General features: G+C 66.9%; 13 protein-coding genes. 8 read left to right on the top strand and 5 right to left on the bottom strand.

The features are described 5' to 3' along the window. Positions 1–492: 492 nt before the first annotated feature. The gene (locus AC6CHL_RS07180; protein WP_038686169.1) at positions 493–1,161 is read right to left on the bottom strand and encodes a TetR family transcriptional regulator; all 669 of its coding nucleotides are present in this window, start codon (positions 1,159–1,161) and stop codon (positions 493–495) included. A gap of 232 nt (positions 1,162–1,393) precedes the next feature. On the opposite strand from AC6CHL_RS07180, the gene smeD reads away from it, so the two are divergent. From smeD to AC6CHL_RS07165, 3 genes are read left to right on the top strand one after another with little or no spacing between them, the layout of a single operon-like run. Then, on the top strand, positions 1,394–2,569 hold the full coding sequence (gene smeD / locus AC6CHL_RS07175) for a multidrug efflux RND transporter periplasmic adaptor subunit SmeD (RefSeq protein WP_038686171.1): 1,176 nt from the start codon (positions 1,394–1,396) through the stop codon (positions 2,567–2,569). A 12-nt stretch (positions 2,570–2,581) separates the two neighbouring features. Continuing rightward, positions 2,582–5,770, top strand: a complete 3,189-nt coding sequence (gene smeE / locus AC6CHL_RS07170) for a multidrug efflux RND transporter permease subunit SmeE (RefSeq protein ID WP_051598725.1) — start codon at positions 2,582–2,584, stop codon at positions 5,768–5,770. Further along, complete coding sequence (locus AC6CHL_RS07165; RefSeq protein WP_038686173.1) at positions 5,763–7,154, top strand: efflux transporter outer membrane subunit; 1,392 nt, start codon at positions 5,763–5,765, stop codon at positions 7,152–7,154. The genes smeE and AC6CHL_RS07165 overlap by 8 nt, the downstream gene beginning before the upstream one ends. Positions 7,155–7,394: 240 nt before the next feature. Here AC6CHL_RS07165 and AC6CHL_RS07160 read toward each other — a convergent pair whose 3' ends face one another. From AC6CHL_RS07160 to AC6CHL_RS07145, 4 genes are all read right to left on the bottom strand, one after another. Continuing rightward, the gene (locus AC6CHL_RS07160; protein ID WP_498293996.1) at positions 7,395–7,841 is read right to left on the bottom strand and encodes a low affinity iron permease family protein; all 447 of its coding nucleotides are present in this window, start codon (positions 7,839–7,841) and stop codon (positions 7,395–7,397) included. Between the two features lie 70 nt (positions 7,842–7,911). Further along, positions 7,912–8,253: a hypothetical protein gene (locus AC6CHL_RS07155; RefSeq protein ID WP_038691801.1), complete on the bottom strand. Its 342-nt coding sequence runs from the start codon at positions 8,251–8,253 to the stop codon at positions 7,912–7,914. Positions 8,254–8,315: 62 nt separating this feature from the next. Then, positions 8,316–8,606 (bottom strand): hypothetical protein, encoded by a 291-nt coding sequence (locus tag AC6CHL_RS07150; RefSeq protein WP_448134440.1) that lies wholly within the window; start codon positions 8,604–8,606, stop codon positions 8,316–8,318. 257 nt (positions 8,607–8,863) lie between these two features. Then, positions 8,864–9,316 (bottom strand): nucleoside deaminase, encoded by a 453-nt coding sequence (locus AC6CHL_RS07145; protein ID WP_463601701.1) that lies wholly within the window; start codon positions 9,314–9,316, stop codon positions 8,864–8,866. Between the two features lie 145 nt (positions 9,317–9,461). Between AC6CHL_RS07145 and ubiE the strand changes: the two genes are divergently transcribed. The 5 genes from ubiE (at position 9,462) to AC6CHL_RS07120 (ending at position 15,771) form a co-directional block, all read left to right on the top strand. Continuing rightward, a complete protein-coding gene (ubiE, locus tag AC6CHL_RS07140; RefSeq protein WP_038686180.1) occupies positions 9,462–10,223 on the top strand; it encodes a bifunctional demethylmenaquinone methyltransferase/2-methoxy-6-polyprenyl-1,4-benzoquinol methylase UbiE in 762 nt (253 codons plus the stop codon). 68 nt (positions 10,224–10,291) lie between these two features. After that, entirely contained in the window at positions 10,292–11,155 is an 864-nt protein-coding gene (locus tag AC6CHL_RS07135) for a GGDEF domain-containing protein (RefSeq protein ID WP_447595764.1), read from the top strand. Between the two features lie 84 nt (positions 11,156–11,239). After that, complete coding sequence (locus AC6CHL_RS07130) at positions 11,240–13,165, top strand: M1 family metallopeptidase (RefSeq protein ID WP_038691803.1); 1,926 nt, start codon at positions 11,240–11,242, stop codon at positions 13,163–13,165. A 1,254-nt stretch (positions 13,166–14,419) separates the two neighbouring features. Next, entirely contained in the window at positions 14,420–15,151 is a 732-nt protein-coding gene (locus tag AC6CHL_RS07125; RefSeq protein WP_038686184.1) for a hypothetical protein, read from the top strand. Further along, positions 15,148–15,771, top strand: a complete 624-nt coding sequence (locus tag AC6CHL_RS07120; protein ID WP_498293993.1) for an HAD family hydrolase — start codon at positions 15,148–15,150, stop codon at positions 15,769–15,771. The genes AC6CHL_RS07125 and AC6CHL_RS07120 overlap by 4 nt, the downstream gene beginning before the upstream one ends. The last annotated feature ends 191 nt before the right edge of the window (positions 15,772–15,962 follow it).

Genomic DNA, 15,962 nt, shown 5'->3' with positions numbered 1-15,962 from the left:
GAGCGCCTTGCTCGTTTGTGCAGTCCTGCACAAACGGCAAGACCGGGGTTGGGCGTCCTGCCCAACCCGTCCGGCGCATGCGCCGGACCCATGGCGCCCAACGGTCCCGCAAACTCCCACGCCCCCACCCTCGACACATTCCTGTTTCGCACAGAGAGAGCAACGGCACAGCGCGCCCTCAGGCCACGGAGGTGCTGCAAATTCGTCGCCTTGAACAAGAGGGACAATTCCGCAGTAAATAAATGGATGTCACAGCAATTCGCGCCCGCGTTGGCTGTTGCGTCTCCCAAGGCCACCAGCCCATTGTCGAGGATGGGGCGGTGTGGGTTCGCGGGACCGTTGGGCGCCATGGATGGCGCTCACGAGCCTCCAGGGATGGATTCACGGCGTGTCCCGTGAACCCACACCGCCCCGCCCAACCATGGACAAGCGGAATCTGCCTGGCTTCGGCTTCGGCTTCGGCCTTACGCCTTAAACCTCAAACCTCAAACCTCAAACCTCATCCTCAGTAGGCAACGCCGTCGGCGCCGCCCCCGGGGTGAACACACCCGGCTTCACGAACGCACTCAGAATCGCGTCCAGCGTCTGCGCGCCGTCGCGTTTGATCTCGAACAGCTCCGGCTCCAGCATCGCGCTGTACAGCACCCCGGTCAGACTCGTGCTCACGATACGGGCCACCGTGTCCACGTCCACCCCCTCGCGCAACTGCCCCAACTCGCGCGCGCGCTGGAACGCCGCCGCGAAAATGCCCAGCTCCTCGCGCGATGCCTCCAGCTGCAGCTCCTGCATCGCCTGGCTCTCCACCGACAGATCGTTGCGCAGCATGATCTCCATCATGTTGCGCAACCGCTCGTCATCGGCCAGCTCCTGGAACGACACCAGCAAGGCTGACCGCAGATCCAGCACCGGCGTCGTGCGCTTGGACGACGTCGTCCGCCGCAACCGCTCGATGAACGGAACGCGCTCACGGTCGATCATCGCCGTCAGCACCTCCGTCTTGTTCTTGAAGTGCCAGTACACCGCCCCCCGTGTATAGCCGGCGCGCGCACCGATCATCGCCAGGCTCGTCCCTGCCACCCCGAATTCATGGAAACAGGCCTGGGCCGCGTCGAGGATCCCCGCACGGGTGGCCTGCGCCTCTTCTTTGGTCTTTCTGGCCATTGCGCTTTGCAGTTGCTGGATGAAACCGACCTGAATTGTACCGCTTTACAAACAAACATGCATGTATGTATATTTCCGTCCCACTGATTCCCGGTGAGGACCGCGCGTAGCCGCGCCAAAGCCGAAACCGTCAGATTTGCCGTATTTGCCGCCCTGTTGGCTGTCATTCGTCGCTTTTAAAGGCGGGGTAGTGCTGCAGGCGACCCTTTTTCGTTTCCTGTGAGCCCCCACCATGTCCCGAACCCCGTACCGTCTTCTCGCGCTGTCCCTCGCGATCGCCTTGACCGTGTCCGCCTGTGGCGGCGGTGAGCAGGAGGGGCCGCAGGGCGGCCCGGGCCAGGTCACCGTTGCCACCCTCAAAGGCGAACAGGTCAGCCTCACCCGCGAACTGCCCGGCCGCACCAACGCCTTCCTGGTCGCCGAAGTGCGCCCCCAGGTCAGCGGCATCGTCGCCAAGCGCCTGTTCACCGAAGGCGGCCTGGTCACCGCCGGCCAGCCCCTGTACCAGGTGGATGACGCCAGCTACCGCGCCCAGGCCAACAGCGCCCGCGCCCAGCTTGCCCGCGCCGACGCCACCGCCAACGCCGCGCGCCTGAGCGCCAAGCGCATCACCGAACTGGCCAAGGTCGACGCGGTCAGCAAGCAGGACCTGGAAAACGCCGTGGCCGCACAGAAGCAGGCCGAGGCCGACGTGGGCGCCGCCAAGGCCTCCCTGGATGCCGCCAACGTCACCCTGGGCTACGCCCGCATCACCGCCCCGATCAGCGGCCGCATCGGCAAGTCCTCGGTCACCCAGGGCGCGCTGGTCAGCGCCGGCCAGGCCGACGCGCTTGCCACCGTGCAGCAGCTCGACCCGATCTATGTCGACCTGACCCAATCGGCCAGCGAACTGCTGCAGATGCGCCGTGAACTGGCCAGCGGCCGCCTGCAGGACAACCAGACCTTGCCGGTCACCATCCTGCTCGACGACGGCACCGAGTTCGCCCACAAGGGCACCCTGGAGTTCTCCGAAGTCAGCGTCGATCCCACCACCGGCAGCTACGCGCTGCGGGTCAAGGTCGACAACCCCGACCAGGTCCTGATGCCCGGCATGTACGTGCGCGCCCAGGTCGGCAGCGGCGTGCGCGAGAACGGCATCCTCGTGCCCATGCAGGGCATCGCCCGCGATCCCAAGGGCGACACCACCGCCATGGTGGTCGGCAAGGACAACAAGGTCGAAGTGCGCCCGGTCAAGGTCAGCCGCGCGGTCGGCAGCAAGTGGCTCGTCGAAGACGGCCTGAAGCCGGGCGACAAGGTCATCGTTGAAGGCCTGCAGAAGATCCAGCCGGGCATGCCCGTGCAGGCCACCGAGATGGGCGCCGCGCCGGCCAAGCCGGCCACGCCGGCGGCGCCGGCCGACAAGCAGTAAGCGGAGAATCCAATGGCTCGTTATTTTATTGATCGCCCCATCTTCGCGTGGGTGATTGCGATCATCATCATGCTCGCCGGTGCGCTGGCCGTGGTGAAGCTGCCCGTGTCGATGTACCCCGAAGTGGCACCGCCCGCCGTTGAAATCAGCGCCACCTACCCGGGTGCGTCGGCCAAGGTGGTGGAAGACTCGGTGACCCAGATCATCGAGCAGAACATGAAGGGCATCGATGGCCTGATCTACTTCTCCTCCAACAGCTCGGCCAACGGCCAGGCCACCATCACCCTTACCTTCGAGAGCGGGACCAACCCGGACATCGCGCAGGTGCAGGTGCAGAACAAGCTGCAGCTGGCCATGCCGCTGCTGCCGCAGGAAGTACAGCGGCAGGGCATCAACGTGGCCAAGTCGAGCAGCGGCTTCCTGCAGGTGATCGGCTTTGTGTCCAACGACGGCAGCATGGACGCCAACGACATCTCCGACTACGTCGGCTCCAATGTCGTTGACCCGCTCAGCCGCGTGCCGGGCGTGGGCAACATCCAGGTGTTCGGTGGCAAGTACGCCATGCGCATCTGGCTGGACCCCAACAAGCTGCACACCTACAAGCTGTCGGTGGACGAAGTGACCGCGGCGATCACCGCGCAGAACGCGCAGGTGGCCATCGGCCAGCTCGGCGGCGCGCCGTCGGTGAAGGGCCAGCAGCTCAACGCCACCATCAACGCGCAGGACCGCCTGCAGACCCCGGAACAGTTCCGCAACATCCTGGTCCGCGGCGGCACCGACGGCAGCGAGCTGCGCCTGGGCGACGTTGCCCGCGTGGAACTGGGCGCGGAAAGCTACGACTTCGTCACCCGCTACAACGGCAAGCCGTCCACCGGTATCGCCATCACCCTGGCCACCGGCGCCAACGCGCTGGACACCGCCAACGGCGTGCGCGCCGCGCTGGAGGACATGAAGTCCAACTTCCCGGCCGGGCTGGAATCGGTGGTGCCGTATGACACCACCCCGTTCGTGCAGGTCTCGATCAAGGGCGTCATCAAGACCCTGATCGAAGCGATCGTGCTCGTGTTCGTGGTGATGTACCTGTTCCTGCAGAACTTCCGCGCCACCCTGATCCCCACCATCGCGGTACCGGTGGTGTTGCTGGGCACGTTCGGCATCCTGGCCGCGCTCGGCTTCTCGATCAACATGCTGACCATGTTCGCCATGGTGCTGGCGATCGGCCTATTGGTCGATGACGCCATCGTGGTGGTGGAGAACGTCGAACGCATCATGTCCGAAGAAGGCCTGTCACCGCTGGAGGCCACCCGCAAGTCGATGGGCCAGATCACCGGCGCGCTGGTGGGTATCGGTCTGGTGCTGTCGGCGGTGTTCGTGCCGATGGCCTTCATGAGCGGTGCCACCGGCGTCATCTACCGGCAGTTCTCGGCCACCATCGTGTCGGCCATGGCGTTGTCGGTGCTGGTCGCCATCGTGCTCACCCCGGCGCTGTGCGCCACCATGCTCAAGCCGCTGAAGAAGGGCGAGCACCATGTGGCGCACAAGGGCTGGTCGGGCCGGTTCTTCGGCGGCTTCAACCGCGGCTTCGACCGCTCCAGCGAAACCTACCAGCGCGGCGTCAAGGGCATCCTGGCCCGGCCGTGGCGCTTCATGTCGATCTTCGCCGTGCTGGCACTGGTGATGGGCCTGCTGTTCATGCGCCTGCCCAGCTCGTTCCTGCCCAACGAAGACCAGGGCATCCTGATGGCACTGGTGCAGACCCCGGTCGGCGCGACCCAGGAACGCACCCTGGAAGCGATGTACCAGCTGGAAGAACACTTCCTGAAGAACGAAACCGACGCGGTCGAGTCGGTGTTCTCGGTGCAGGGCTTCAGCTTCGCCGGCATGGGCCAGAACGCGGGCATGTCCTTCATCAAGCTCAAGGACTGGAAGGAGCGCGACGCCGACCAGGGCGTGGGGCCGATCACCGGCCGCGCGATGGGCGCACTGGGCCAGATCAAGGACGCCTTCATCTTCGCCTTCCCGCCGCCGGCCATGCCGGAGCTGGGCATCGGCTCGGGCTACACCTTCTTCCTGAAGGACACCAGCGGGCAGGGCCACGAAGCACTGCTCAACGCACGCAACCAGCTTCTGGGCGGCGCAGGCGGCAGCAAGCTGCTGGCCAACGTGCGTCCCAACGGCCAGGAAGACACCCCGCAGCTGCGCATCGACGTGGACGTGGAGAAGGCCAATGCGCTGGGCCTGTCGGTGGCCTCGATCAACAACACCCTCGCCACCGCGTGGGGCAGCAGCTACATCGATGACTTCATCGACCGTGGCCGGGTCAAGCGCGTGTATGTGCAGTCCGATGCGGATTTCCGCATGAACCCGGACGACTTCAACGTGTGGTCGGTGAAGAACAGCCAGGGCGAGATGGTGCCGTTCAGTGCCTTCGCCTCCAAGCGCTGGGACTACGGTTCGCCGCGCCTGGAGCGCTACAACGGTGTGTCGGCCATGGAAATCCAGGGCGAGCCGGCCCCGGGCGTGGCCTCCGGCGATGCCATGGTGGAAATCGAGCGTATCGCCAAGGACCTGCCGCCGGGCTTCGAGATCGAATGGACCGCGTTGTCCTACCAGGAACGCCAGGCCGGTTCGCAGACGCCGCTGCTGTACACGCTGTCGCTGCTGATCGTGTTCCTGTGCCTGGCTGCGTTGTATGAAAGCTGGAGCGTGCCGACCTCGGTGCTGCTGGTGGCCCCGCTGGGCATCCTCGGCGCGGTGCTGGCCAACACCATGCGTGGCATGGAACGCGACATCTACTTCCAGGTGGCCATGCTCACCACGGTGGGTCTGACCAGCAAGAACGCGATCCTGATCGTGGAGTTCGCCAAGGAAAACCTGGAGAAGGGCGCTGGCCTGATCGAGGCCACCATGCATGCCGTGCGCGACCGTCTGCGCCCGATCATCATGACCTCGCTGGCCTTCGGCCTGGGCGTGCTGCCGCTGGCGATCGCCTCCGGTGCCGGTTCGGGCGCGCAGCGCGCGATCGGTACCGGCGTGCTCGGCGGCATGGTGGTGGGCACCGTGCTGGGCGTGTTCTTCATCCCGCTGTTCTTCGTGGTGGTGCAGCGCCTGTTCAACCGCAAGCTGCGCGCGGCCGAGGCGTCCCCGCAGGCCGGCACGCAACACAACGGCGATACGCCGGAAGGTGGCAATCATGAGTAAGGCATCCTCCCTGCTGGCCCTCGCCGTGGCCGCGGCGCTGTCCGGCTGCGCCACGCTGGTGCCGTCCAGCACCGAGGTCGCGCCGGCGATCCCGGCGCAGTGGCCGGCCACCACCAGCGGCACGTCCTCGGCCACCGTCGAGGTGGCCGACATCGGCTGGCGCGATTTCTTCGTCGACCCGCGCCTGCAGGCGGTGATCGCTCAGTCGCTGGACAACAACCGCGACCTGCGCGTGGCCGTGCTCAACGTCGAAAAGGCGCGGGCGCAGTACCGCATCCAGCGCGCCGACCGCGTGCCTGCGGTCGGCGTGCAGGGGCAGATGACCCGCACCGGCGGCGATGCCCCGGTCACCGAGCAGTTCAGCGCGAACCTCGGTGTGGTCGAGTTCGAGCTGGACCTGTTCGGCCGCGTGCGCAACCTGAGCCAGGCGGCGTTGCAGCAGTACTTCAGCGAGGCGGCCAACCGGCGCAGCGCGCAGCTCAGCCTGGTGGCCGAAGTGGCCAATGCCTGGCTGACCCTGGGCGCGGACAACGAACAGCTGCGCATCGCCCAGGCCACCCTGGCCAGCTACGAAGACTCGCTGCGGCTGGCCGAGGCGCGTCATCAGCTGGGCGGCGCGTCGTCGCTGGAACTCAGCCAGACGCGTACGCTGGTGGAGACCGCACGCACCGACGTGGCCCGCTTTGCCGGGCAGGTGGCGCAGGACCGCAACGCGTTGGTGCTGCTGGCCGGTGGGCCGGTCGATGACACCCTGTTGCCGGCAACCGAAGTGACCGAGATCGCGGCGGTGCGCCCGCTGCCGGCCGGCGTTCCCGGTGAGGTGCTGCTGCGCCGTCCCGACGTGATGGCCGCCGAGCACACGCTGCTGTCGGCCAATGCCAACATCGGTGCGGCCCGTGCGGCGTTCTTCCCGTCGATCAGCCTCACCGGCAGCATCGGCTCGGCGTCGTCGGAGCTGTCCAACCTGTTCGACAGCGGCACCCGTGCCTGGAGCTTTGTGCCGACGCTGAACCTGCCGATCTTCCAGGGCGGCAAGCTGCGCGCCAATCTGGGCGTGGCCACCGCCAACCGTGACATCGCACTGGCGCAGTATGAGAAGGCCATCCAGTCGGGCTTCCGCGAGGCGGCCGATGCATTGGCGCTCAACGACAGCCTGGATGCGCAGCTGGCCTCGCAGCAGGCCCTGATGGCGGCGGCCACGCAGGCACAGACGCTGTCGCAGGCACGCTACGACGCGGGGCTGGATAGCTTCGTGACCCTGCTGGATGCGCGGCGCACCGCGTACACCGCGCGCAAGTCGCTGGTCAGCACGCAGCTGGCGCAGCAGTCCAACCAGGTCGCGCTGTACAAGGTGCTGGGCGGCGGCTGGCACGAGCGCGGCTGAGCCGGTAGCGCTCGACGCACGCGGCGGGCATGGAGGCGTGCGCAATGCGGTAGAGCCGGCTGGTCGCTGACCGGTAGAGCCGACTGTTAGTCGGCTGCTTTCCGGTGGCAGGCAAGGGCAGCCGACTAACAGTCGGCTCTACCATTCGGCTCTACCGGTCGTGATTTCTTTTCGGTGGTCGGTAAGGGCAGCCGACTAACAGTCGGCTCTACCATTCGGCTCTACCGGTCGGCTCTACCGTCATGATCGGTCGTGACCTCGGTCATCCACCCGGTCATCATCCCGCCCATCGCCATGGCAGGCACGCGCGCGTTCCAGCGCGTCACCGGCTTCGCGTGCCATGCGCTCGTATTCGCGGCGGATCTCTTCCAGGCGCTCTTCGTCGAGCTCTTCCAGGTCCAGCAGTTCGTTGTTGGCCTCGGCGGTGGCCCGGATCAGCTCATCGAGCTTGATCTGCACCGCAGCCGCATCCGCGTTCTGGCTGTGCTGGATCAGGAACACCATCAGGAAGGTGATGATCGTGGTGCCGGTGTTGATCACCAGCTGCCACGTATCGTTGAATTTGAAGACGGGGCCGCTGAGTGCCCACAGCGCCACGATGGACACGGCGGCAAGGAACGTCCAGGGCGTTCCTGCTGCATAGGCCGCCTTCTTGGCGACCAGGTTGAACACACTTCGAAGGCTCATGCGGCACGGCAGGGTAGCAACGGGACCCCATCATTGGCGGCGCGCCGTGTACGCGCCGTGCAGCGTGTGCTCAGGCGCGTGCGGCACCCAGGCGCGGGCGCGTGGCCACGTCGTGGCGGCTGGCCAGGTACACATGTTCCCAGCAGGACTCGACGAATGCGCGGGCCTGCTCTTCAGTGAGGCGCGGCATGATCTGCAGTGCGTACTGGGTCTGGAACGTTTCATCGCGCTGCTCGTCGCTCGCGCGCGGCTGGGTGATCAGCGAATCGCAGGCGAACTTGATCCACGGCACGTAGTGGCCGAACGACCCCGAGCCCGTGCCAAGGTTGCCGTCGGCGTGGCGCTGGCGCCAGTACGCAACCTCTGCGTCTACGTCGATCACGGCAGGGATGGAAAGCTGAGCGGAAGACATGGTGGCATCGATATGCAAGGAGGGAGTTTTACAAGAGTGCGTAAAGCGCAGTGCATGCGATGTCATTGTGGTGTCGACTCCGCGTGGCGGTCCTGGCTGACATGTTCAGCGCAGCGTTCGCCCAGCAACTGCGCATGATCGACCACGCCCAGCTGTTCGGCCAACGTGGCCAGCTGGTTGCAGACATCGATGCGCCGCTCCGGATGGGCGTCGGTCAAAGCGTCCTGGATGGCCTGGTAGGCGGTCCAGAACGGAGCGGAGTTCTGGTAGGTGGCGTAATGCACCTGCAGCTGTTCCCAGGCAGTAACCAGCGCGGGGTCCATGGCGGCGGTGCGGCGTATTCGGGCATTCATGACGTCTCCTCGACGCTGCTGCCCCCTGTGCATCCACCATAGGCGGTCGCTGTGCAGGGTTTGTTAGTGCAGCGTCGTCGCGCGGTGCCGCAGGTGTGGACACTGCGGTGCGCGAGGACGGCCATACGCTGCTGGCACAGCGCGTTCACCCGGCTGACGGGAACTGAAGCGTTCAGAACCGGAGATGCTGCGATCGGGTGTCACAGCACCTCACAGGCGCAGCGGAACGGCTCACTCCACTGCGCGAAGCATCGCGATCACTCGCCGATGTCTTCGTTCCAGACCTCCGGGTGGGCCGAAATGAAGCCGCCCAGCAGGTCGATGCAGGCCTGGCTCTGCATGTCGATGACTTTGACCCCGTTTTCGCGCAGCCAGTCGATGCCGCCCTGGAAGGTGACCGACTCGCCTACCACCACGGTGCCGATGTTGAACTGGCGCACCAGCCCGCTGCAGTACCAGCACGGGGCCAGCGTGGTGACCATGATGGTGTCCTGGTAGCGGCGCTGGCGGCCGGCCTTGCGGAACGCATCGGTTTCCCCGTGCACCGACGGGTCGCCTTCCTGCACCCGGCGGTTGTGGCCGCAGCCCAGCAGGCGGCCGTCGTTGTGGTACAGGGCAGCGCCGATCGGGATGCCGCCTTCGGCCAGGCCCTGGCGGGCTTCGGCGATGGCGGTTTCAAGCAGGGCGGCGTAGTCGGGGGTGGTGATCATGGGCGGTCCGTAAGCATCTGGACCGCCATGATAGTGGCCGCCAGCGGCTTCGGCACCGGCCGGCACCGGCCGGCACCGGCCCCCTGCGGCGCCCGGTCGCAGGGGGCGGGTGCCGCAGCGCGCCGAGCGGTGCGATAATCCGTCCATGAGCGAATCCCCCTACAAGACTGGCACCACCCATTTCGGCTTCCGCGATGTCGCAGCCAAGGACAAGCAGAAGCTGGTGGGCGAAGTGTTCACCTCGGTCGCGCGCAGCTACGACCTGATGAACGACCTGATGAGCCTGGGCATCCACCGGGCCTGGAAGCGCTACTACGTGGCCACCGCGCAGGTGAAGCCGGGCGACCGCGTGCTCGACCTGGCCGGCGGCACCGGCGACATCGCCGCGCTGATCAAGGAGCGGGTGGGTGACGAGGGTGAAGTGGTGCTGGGCGACATCAACGCCGGCATGCTGTCGGTGGGCCGCGACCGGTTGATGAACCGCGGCCTGGTCAAGGGCCTGGAGTACGTGCAGTGCAATGCCGAGGCGCTGCCGTTCCCGGACGCCAGCTTCGACTTGGTGACCATCGCCTTCGGCCTGCGCAACGTGACCGACAAGGACGCCGGCCTGCGCGAGATGTACCGCGTGCTCAAGGTGGGCGGCCAGGCGCGCGTGCTGGAGTTCTCCGAAGTCACCGCGGACTGGTTCAAGCCGATCTACGACTTCCACTCGTTCAAGATCCTGCCCAAGCTGGGCCAGCTGTTCGCGCGTGACGGCGACAGCTACCAGTACCTGGCCGAGAGCATCCGCAAGCACCCGCCGCAGGAACAGCTCAAGACCATGATGGGCGAGGCGGGCTTCGCGCGCTGCCATTACAAGAACCTGACCGGCGGCATCGTCTCGATCCACTCCGGCTACAAGGTTTGAGACACCGGTCCAGTTCCCGCTGAGGGAGCTGGTCCACACTGCGGGCAGGCTGTCAGAGAGGGCCTGCCATGCGTCTGTACCGCGGCCTGGCCCGCGTGTTTCCCCGGTCGTTCAGCGCCAAGCTGATGACCGTGGTGTTCATCGGCGTGCACGTACCGCTGCTGGGGCTGCTGCTGTGGATGGCGGTCAGCGGCCACTACCAGCGCGACACGATGTGGACCGTGGTCGGCGTGGTGCTGGGCGCCACCCTGGTGGGCACCGCGATGGCGATGATGGCGCTGTACCGGCTGATGGCGCCGCTGCGCCAGGCCGCCGACGCGCTGGAGGCCTACTACGACGAACAGCGCCTGCCGCACCTGCCCGACCTGGGCCATGACGAGATCGGCCGGCTGTTGCGCAGCATCAACCGCAACCTGCACGGCGTCGACGCCGGCCTGCGCGACCTGCGTCGCAGCGTGCTGCTTGATCCGCTCACCCAGGCGCTGAACCGGCGTGGCTGCGAGCAGGCCCTGGCCGACTCGGCGCAGCTGGCGCAATCGCGGCGGCAGCCGTTGAGCCTGTTCGTGGTGGACCTGGACAACCTCAAGCCGATCAATGACGCGCACGGCCACCTGGCCGGCGACCAAGTGCTGGTGCGCCTGGTGGAATCGGCGCGGCAGTGGCTGCAGCCCGGCGACTGGATCGGGCGCTGGGGCGGGGATGAGTTCGTGTTGGGCGTGCACGCCAGCCACGCGGTGGCCTGCGTGCGGTTGCGCCACTGGTTGGCCGTGCTGGCCGCGGACAGCGGTGAGCAGACGCCGCTCAAGGCCAGTGCCGGTGGCGCGGCGTATCGACCGGGCGAAGACCTGCGCGAGGTCTACCGCCGCGCGGACGCGGCGATGTACCGCGCCAAATACGCCGGCGGCGCGCGGTTGCTGTGCGAACCCGACTGAATGCGCAGCCCGGGGCGCCGGCGCTGCGGGGCGGGGCGGACAGGGGGTAAACTGGTCGTTTCACCCTGATCGGTCCCGATGTCCATGCGATCTCCGTTCCTGCTCATTCCCCTTGCCGTGGCGCTGGCCGCCGGCTGTTCCAAAGAAGCGGCCGCCCCGGCTGCCGCGCCCACCGCCACCGCACCGGCGAGCACTGCCATGAAAGCCGACAGCCGCAGCCACGATGAAAGCTCCTACGCCGAGCCGGACAAGGTGGTGGTCAAGGACCTGGCGCTGGACCTGAAGCTGGACTTCGACGCCAAGCAGATCGGTGGCACCGCCACCTACACCCTGGAGTGGAAGGACAAGGCGGCCAAGCAGCTGGTGCTCGACACCCGCGAGCTGACCGTGTCGAAGGTCGAGGCGATCGACGCCGACGGCAAGGCATCGCCGCTGCAGTTCGTGCTGGCCCCGGCCGACAAGGTGTTCGGCAGCAAGCTGAGCATCGAGGCGCCTGCGCAGCCGGCCAAGGTGCAGATCACCTACCACACCGCCCCGACCGCCTCGGGCCTGCAGTGGCTGGAGCCGTCGATGACCGAGGGCAAGAAGCTGCCCTTCATGTTCAGCCAGTCCCAGGCCATCCACGCCCGTTCGTGGGTGCCGTTGCAGGACACGCCGAGCGTGCGCTTCACCTACAGCGCGCATGTCACCTCGCGCGCGGACGTGATGGTGCTGATGAGCGCCGACAACGATCCCAAGGCCGCGCGTGATGGTGATTACACCTTCAAGATGCCGCAGCCGATCCCGTCCTACCTGCTGGCCATCGCCGCCGGCGACCTGGTGTTCGAGCCGATCTCCGGCCGCTCCGGCGTGTGGGCTGAACCGACCATGGTCGGCAAGGCTGCCAAGGAATTCGAAGACACCGAGAAGATGATCGGCGCCGCCGAGAAGCTGTACGGCCAGTACCGCTGGGGCCGCTACGACATGCTGGTGCTGCCGCCGTCGTTCCCGTTCGGTGGCATGGAAAACCCGCGCCTGACCTTCGCCACGCCCACCGTGATCGTGGGCGACAAGTCGCTGGTGTCGCTGGTGGCCCACGAACTGGCGCACAGCTGGTCGGGCAACCTGGTGACCAACGCCAGCTGGAAGGACATCTGGCTCAACGAAGGGTTCACCACCTACGTGCAGGGTCGCATCACCGAAGCGCTGTATGGCCAGGAAATGGCCGAGATGGAGCGCGAGATCGACCAGAACGACCTGCTGGCCGAAGTGAAGGACATGAGCCCGGCCGACCAGGCGCTGGCGCTGCCGCCGCTGACCGAGCGTGATCCGGACGACGCGCTGAGCCAGGTCGCCTACGTCAAGGGCGCCTGGTTCCTGCAGTTCCTGGAGCAGCGTTTTGGTCGCGAGACCTTCGACCCGTTCCTGCGCGGCTGGTTCGATGACCACGCCTTCCAGAGCGCGAACACCGACCAGTTCGTTGCGTACCTGAAGAAGAACCTGCTGTCCAAGAAGCCGGGCGCCGTGACCGACGCCGAGCTGAAGGCATGGCTGGACGAGCCGGGCATTCCGTCGTTCGCGACCAAGGCCCGCTCGCGCAACTTCTCCATCGTCGATACCGCGCGCATCGCCTGGCAGGGCAGCAACACCCTGCCGAACGTGCAGATCACCGGCGAGTGGGGCACCCAGGAATGGGTGCACTTCATCGATGGCCTGGGCAAGACCCTGCCGTTGGACAAGCTGGCGGCGCTGGACAAGGCGTACCACTTCACCGGAACCGCCAATGGCGAAATCGCGATGCGCTGGTACCCGCTGGCCATCCGCAGTGGTTACGCCGAAGCCAACGAACCGGCCGCGGCCTTCATCGAGCGCGTGGGCCGTCGCAAGCTGATCCTGCCGATCTACGCAGAACTGGTGAAGACCCCCGAAGGCCTGGCATTCGCCAAGGCGGCCTTCGAGAAGGCCAAGCCGGGCTACCACCCGATCACCACCGCGTCGGTGCAGGACATGCTGGACAAGGCAAGCAAGTAGTGCCGGCCGCTGGCCGGCAACTCAGCCCAGCCAGCACCGCGCGACGCACTGCATGAAAACGGCGGGGAAACCCGCCGTTTTTTTGTGCGCGACGCCATGCGCAGCGGCGCCCCGTCAGATCGACACCGCGCTACCCCGGTAGGGTCGCATCCCGATCGACCGCTATTGCATCGCCCCCGTTCGATATCTGCATGAACATCAACGGAGAGAGCCTCGGCTCCGTCCCAATTCACGCCCCCACCGCACGCAGGCCCGCCGAGGGCGGTCGATAGGGATGCGACCCTACCGACACAGGGACCCGTCAGCTCGACGCCGAGCGTCCCCGTCACAGGGATCCGTCAGATCAACGCCGCGCTACCGAGGTAGGGTCGCATCCCAATCGACCGCCATTGCATTGCCCACGTTCGATACCGACATGGACATCAAACGAAAAGAGCCTTGGCTGCGTCCCAGGTCATGCCACCACCGCACGCGGACCCGCCGAGGGCGGTCGATAAGGATGCGACCCTACCAGCCGTCACAGGGCCCCGTCAGCTCGACGCCGAGCGTCCCCGTCACAGGGATCCGTCAGATCGACACCGCGCTACCGAGGTAGGGTCGCATCCCAATCGACCGTCATTGCATTGCCCCGTTCGATATCGGCATGAACATCAGCGGAGAGGGCCGCGGCCCCGCCCCAGGTCATGCCCCCACCGCACGCAGACCCGCCGAGGGCGGTCGATAGGGATGCGACCCTACCGACACAGGGCCCCGTCAGCTCGACGCCGAGCGTCCCCGTCACAGGGCTCCGTCAGATCGACACCGCGCTACCCCGGTAGGGTCGCATCCCAATCGATCGCCATTGCATTGCCCACGTTCGATACCGACATGGACATCAAACGAAAAGAGCCTTGGCTGCGTCCCAGGTCATGCCACCACCGCACGCGGACCCGTCGAGGGCGGTCGATAAGGATGCGACCCTACCAGCCGTCACAGGGCCCCGTCAGCTCGACGCCGAGCGTCCCCGTCACAGGGATCCGTCAGATCGACACCGCGCTACCCCGGTAGGGTCGCATCCCAATCGACCGCCATTGCATTGCCCCCGTTCGATATCGGCATGAACATCAGCGGAGAGGGCCGCGGCCCCGCCCCAGGTCATGCCACGACCGCACGCAGGCCCGCCGAGAGCGGTGGATGGGGATGCGACCCTGCCTGCTCCCCCGTTACAGTAGACCGGTGACGCCATTGGGCGCCTTGCCAATCACGGAGTACGCAATGAAACGACTGATCCTGGCCGCTGCCTGTGCCTTCGCGCTGGTTGCCTGCAGCAACCCCGAGGAAGAGCGCAAGGCGCAGGAAGCCGCCGCTGCTGCCGCCAAGGCGCAGCAGGAAGAAAAGGCCGAAGGCGTGGCCAAGCAGTACGAGATGGCGGTGGCCGCGCAGGACTGGGAGCGTGCGCGCATCCATGGCGGTGCCTTGCTGGACCAGTACAAGGACACCGACGTGGCCGCGCGGATCGAGCCGGGCTTCGCCGAGGTGCAGGCCAAGGGCGATGCCGCGCGCGACCTGCGCCGCATGCAGGGCCTGTGGCAGTACAACCAGATTCCCGTGGGCAGCAAGGGCATGCAGGTCTCGGCGCAGATCTACAGCAAGCAGCGCGTCGACGTGGACGGCAGCGGTGCCAAGCCGGTGCAGCTGGTGTTCCGCGACCACCCCGAATGGAAGCGGCATGCCTACCTGGTGCTGCAGGCCGGTGACTTCCGCTGCCCGCAGTGCAAGGTGCAGGTCAGCGTGGACGGTGGCAAGCCGATCGCGATGGCCGCCTGGCGGCCCAAGACCGACGAGGCGATCGCGATGTTCATCACCGACCAGAAGGCGCTGTGGAAGCTGGCGCGCAAGGCCAAGGTGATCAGCATCGAGTTCCCGGTCAAGGCCGGCGGCACCCGTACCGCGGTGTTCGAGACCGGCGGGGTGGACCCCAACCGCATGCCGAAGTGGTGGGAATGACGGCGGCGGGCGACCCGGCCGCGGCGTTGCCGCTGTCGGCGATCCGCCACTGGGTGTTCGACATGGACGGCACCCTGACCGTGGCGGTGCACGACTTCGAGCGGATCAAACGCGAACTGGCGATCCCGGTGCAGGACGACATCCTCACCCACCTGGCCGGGTTGCCCGCGGCGGAGGCCACGGCCAAGCACGCCTGGCTGCTGGCGCATGAGCGTGCGCTGGCGGCCGAGGCCCAGCCCGCGCCGGGCGCGGTGGCGCTGGTGCGCGCGCTGCAGGGGGCGGGCTGCCGGCTGGGCATCCTGACCCGCAACGTGCGCAGCCTGGCGCAGATCACCCTGCAGGCGATCGGGCTGGACGACGTGTTTGCCGAGCAGGACATCATCGGCCGCGACGAGGCCGAGCCGAAACCCTCCCCGGCCGGGCTGCAGTACTTCGTGCAGCGCTGGCAGGTGGACCCGGCGCAGGTGGTGATGGTGGGCGACTACCGCTTCGACCTGGAATGCGGCCGTGCGGCCGGCACCCGGACGCTGCTGGTCAAAGCCCCGGACAACCCGTGGCCGGGCATGGCCTGCTGGCACCTGGCCGATTGCCGCGCGGTGCTGGCGCACTGCCAGCGCTAGCGCAGGGCGGGCAGCCGGTGGAAACCGCCGCCCAACGCCGGCAAACGGGGGATCACGTTTCCGGTCGACGCAGGCGCTAATCCCTGTATTGTTCGGAACCGGCCGTGTGTCGGATGGATGACGGACGGGTCGGGCGTGGGGCGCGGTGCGGTTGGGGAACCGCCGCCGCTGACCGGTGCGGCCTGATCCAG

This window comes from Stenotrophomonas sp. GQ19 (assembly GCF_059758695.1).
Note: the sequence above shows the minus strand (reverse complement) of the source record. Positions and strands in the feature narration are given on the sequence as shown.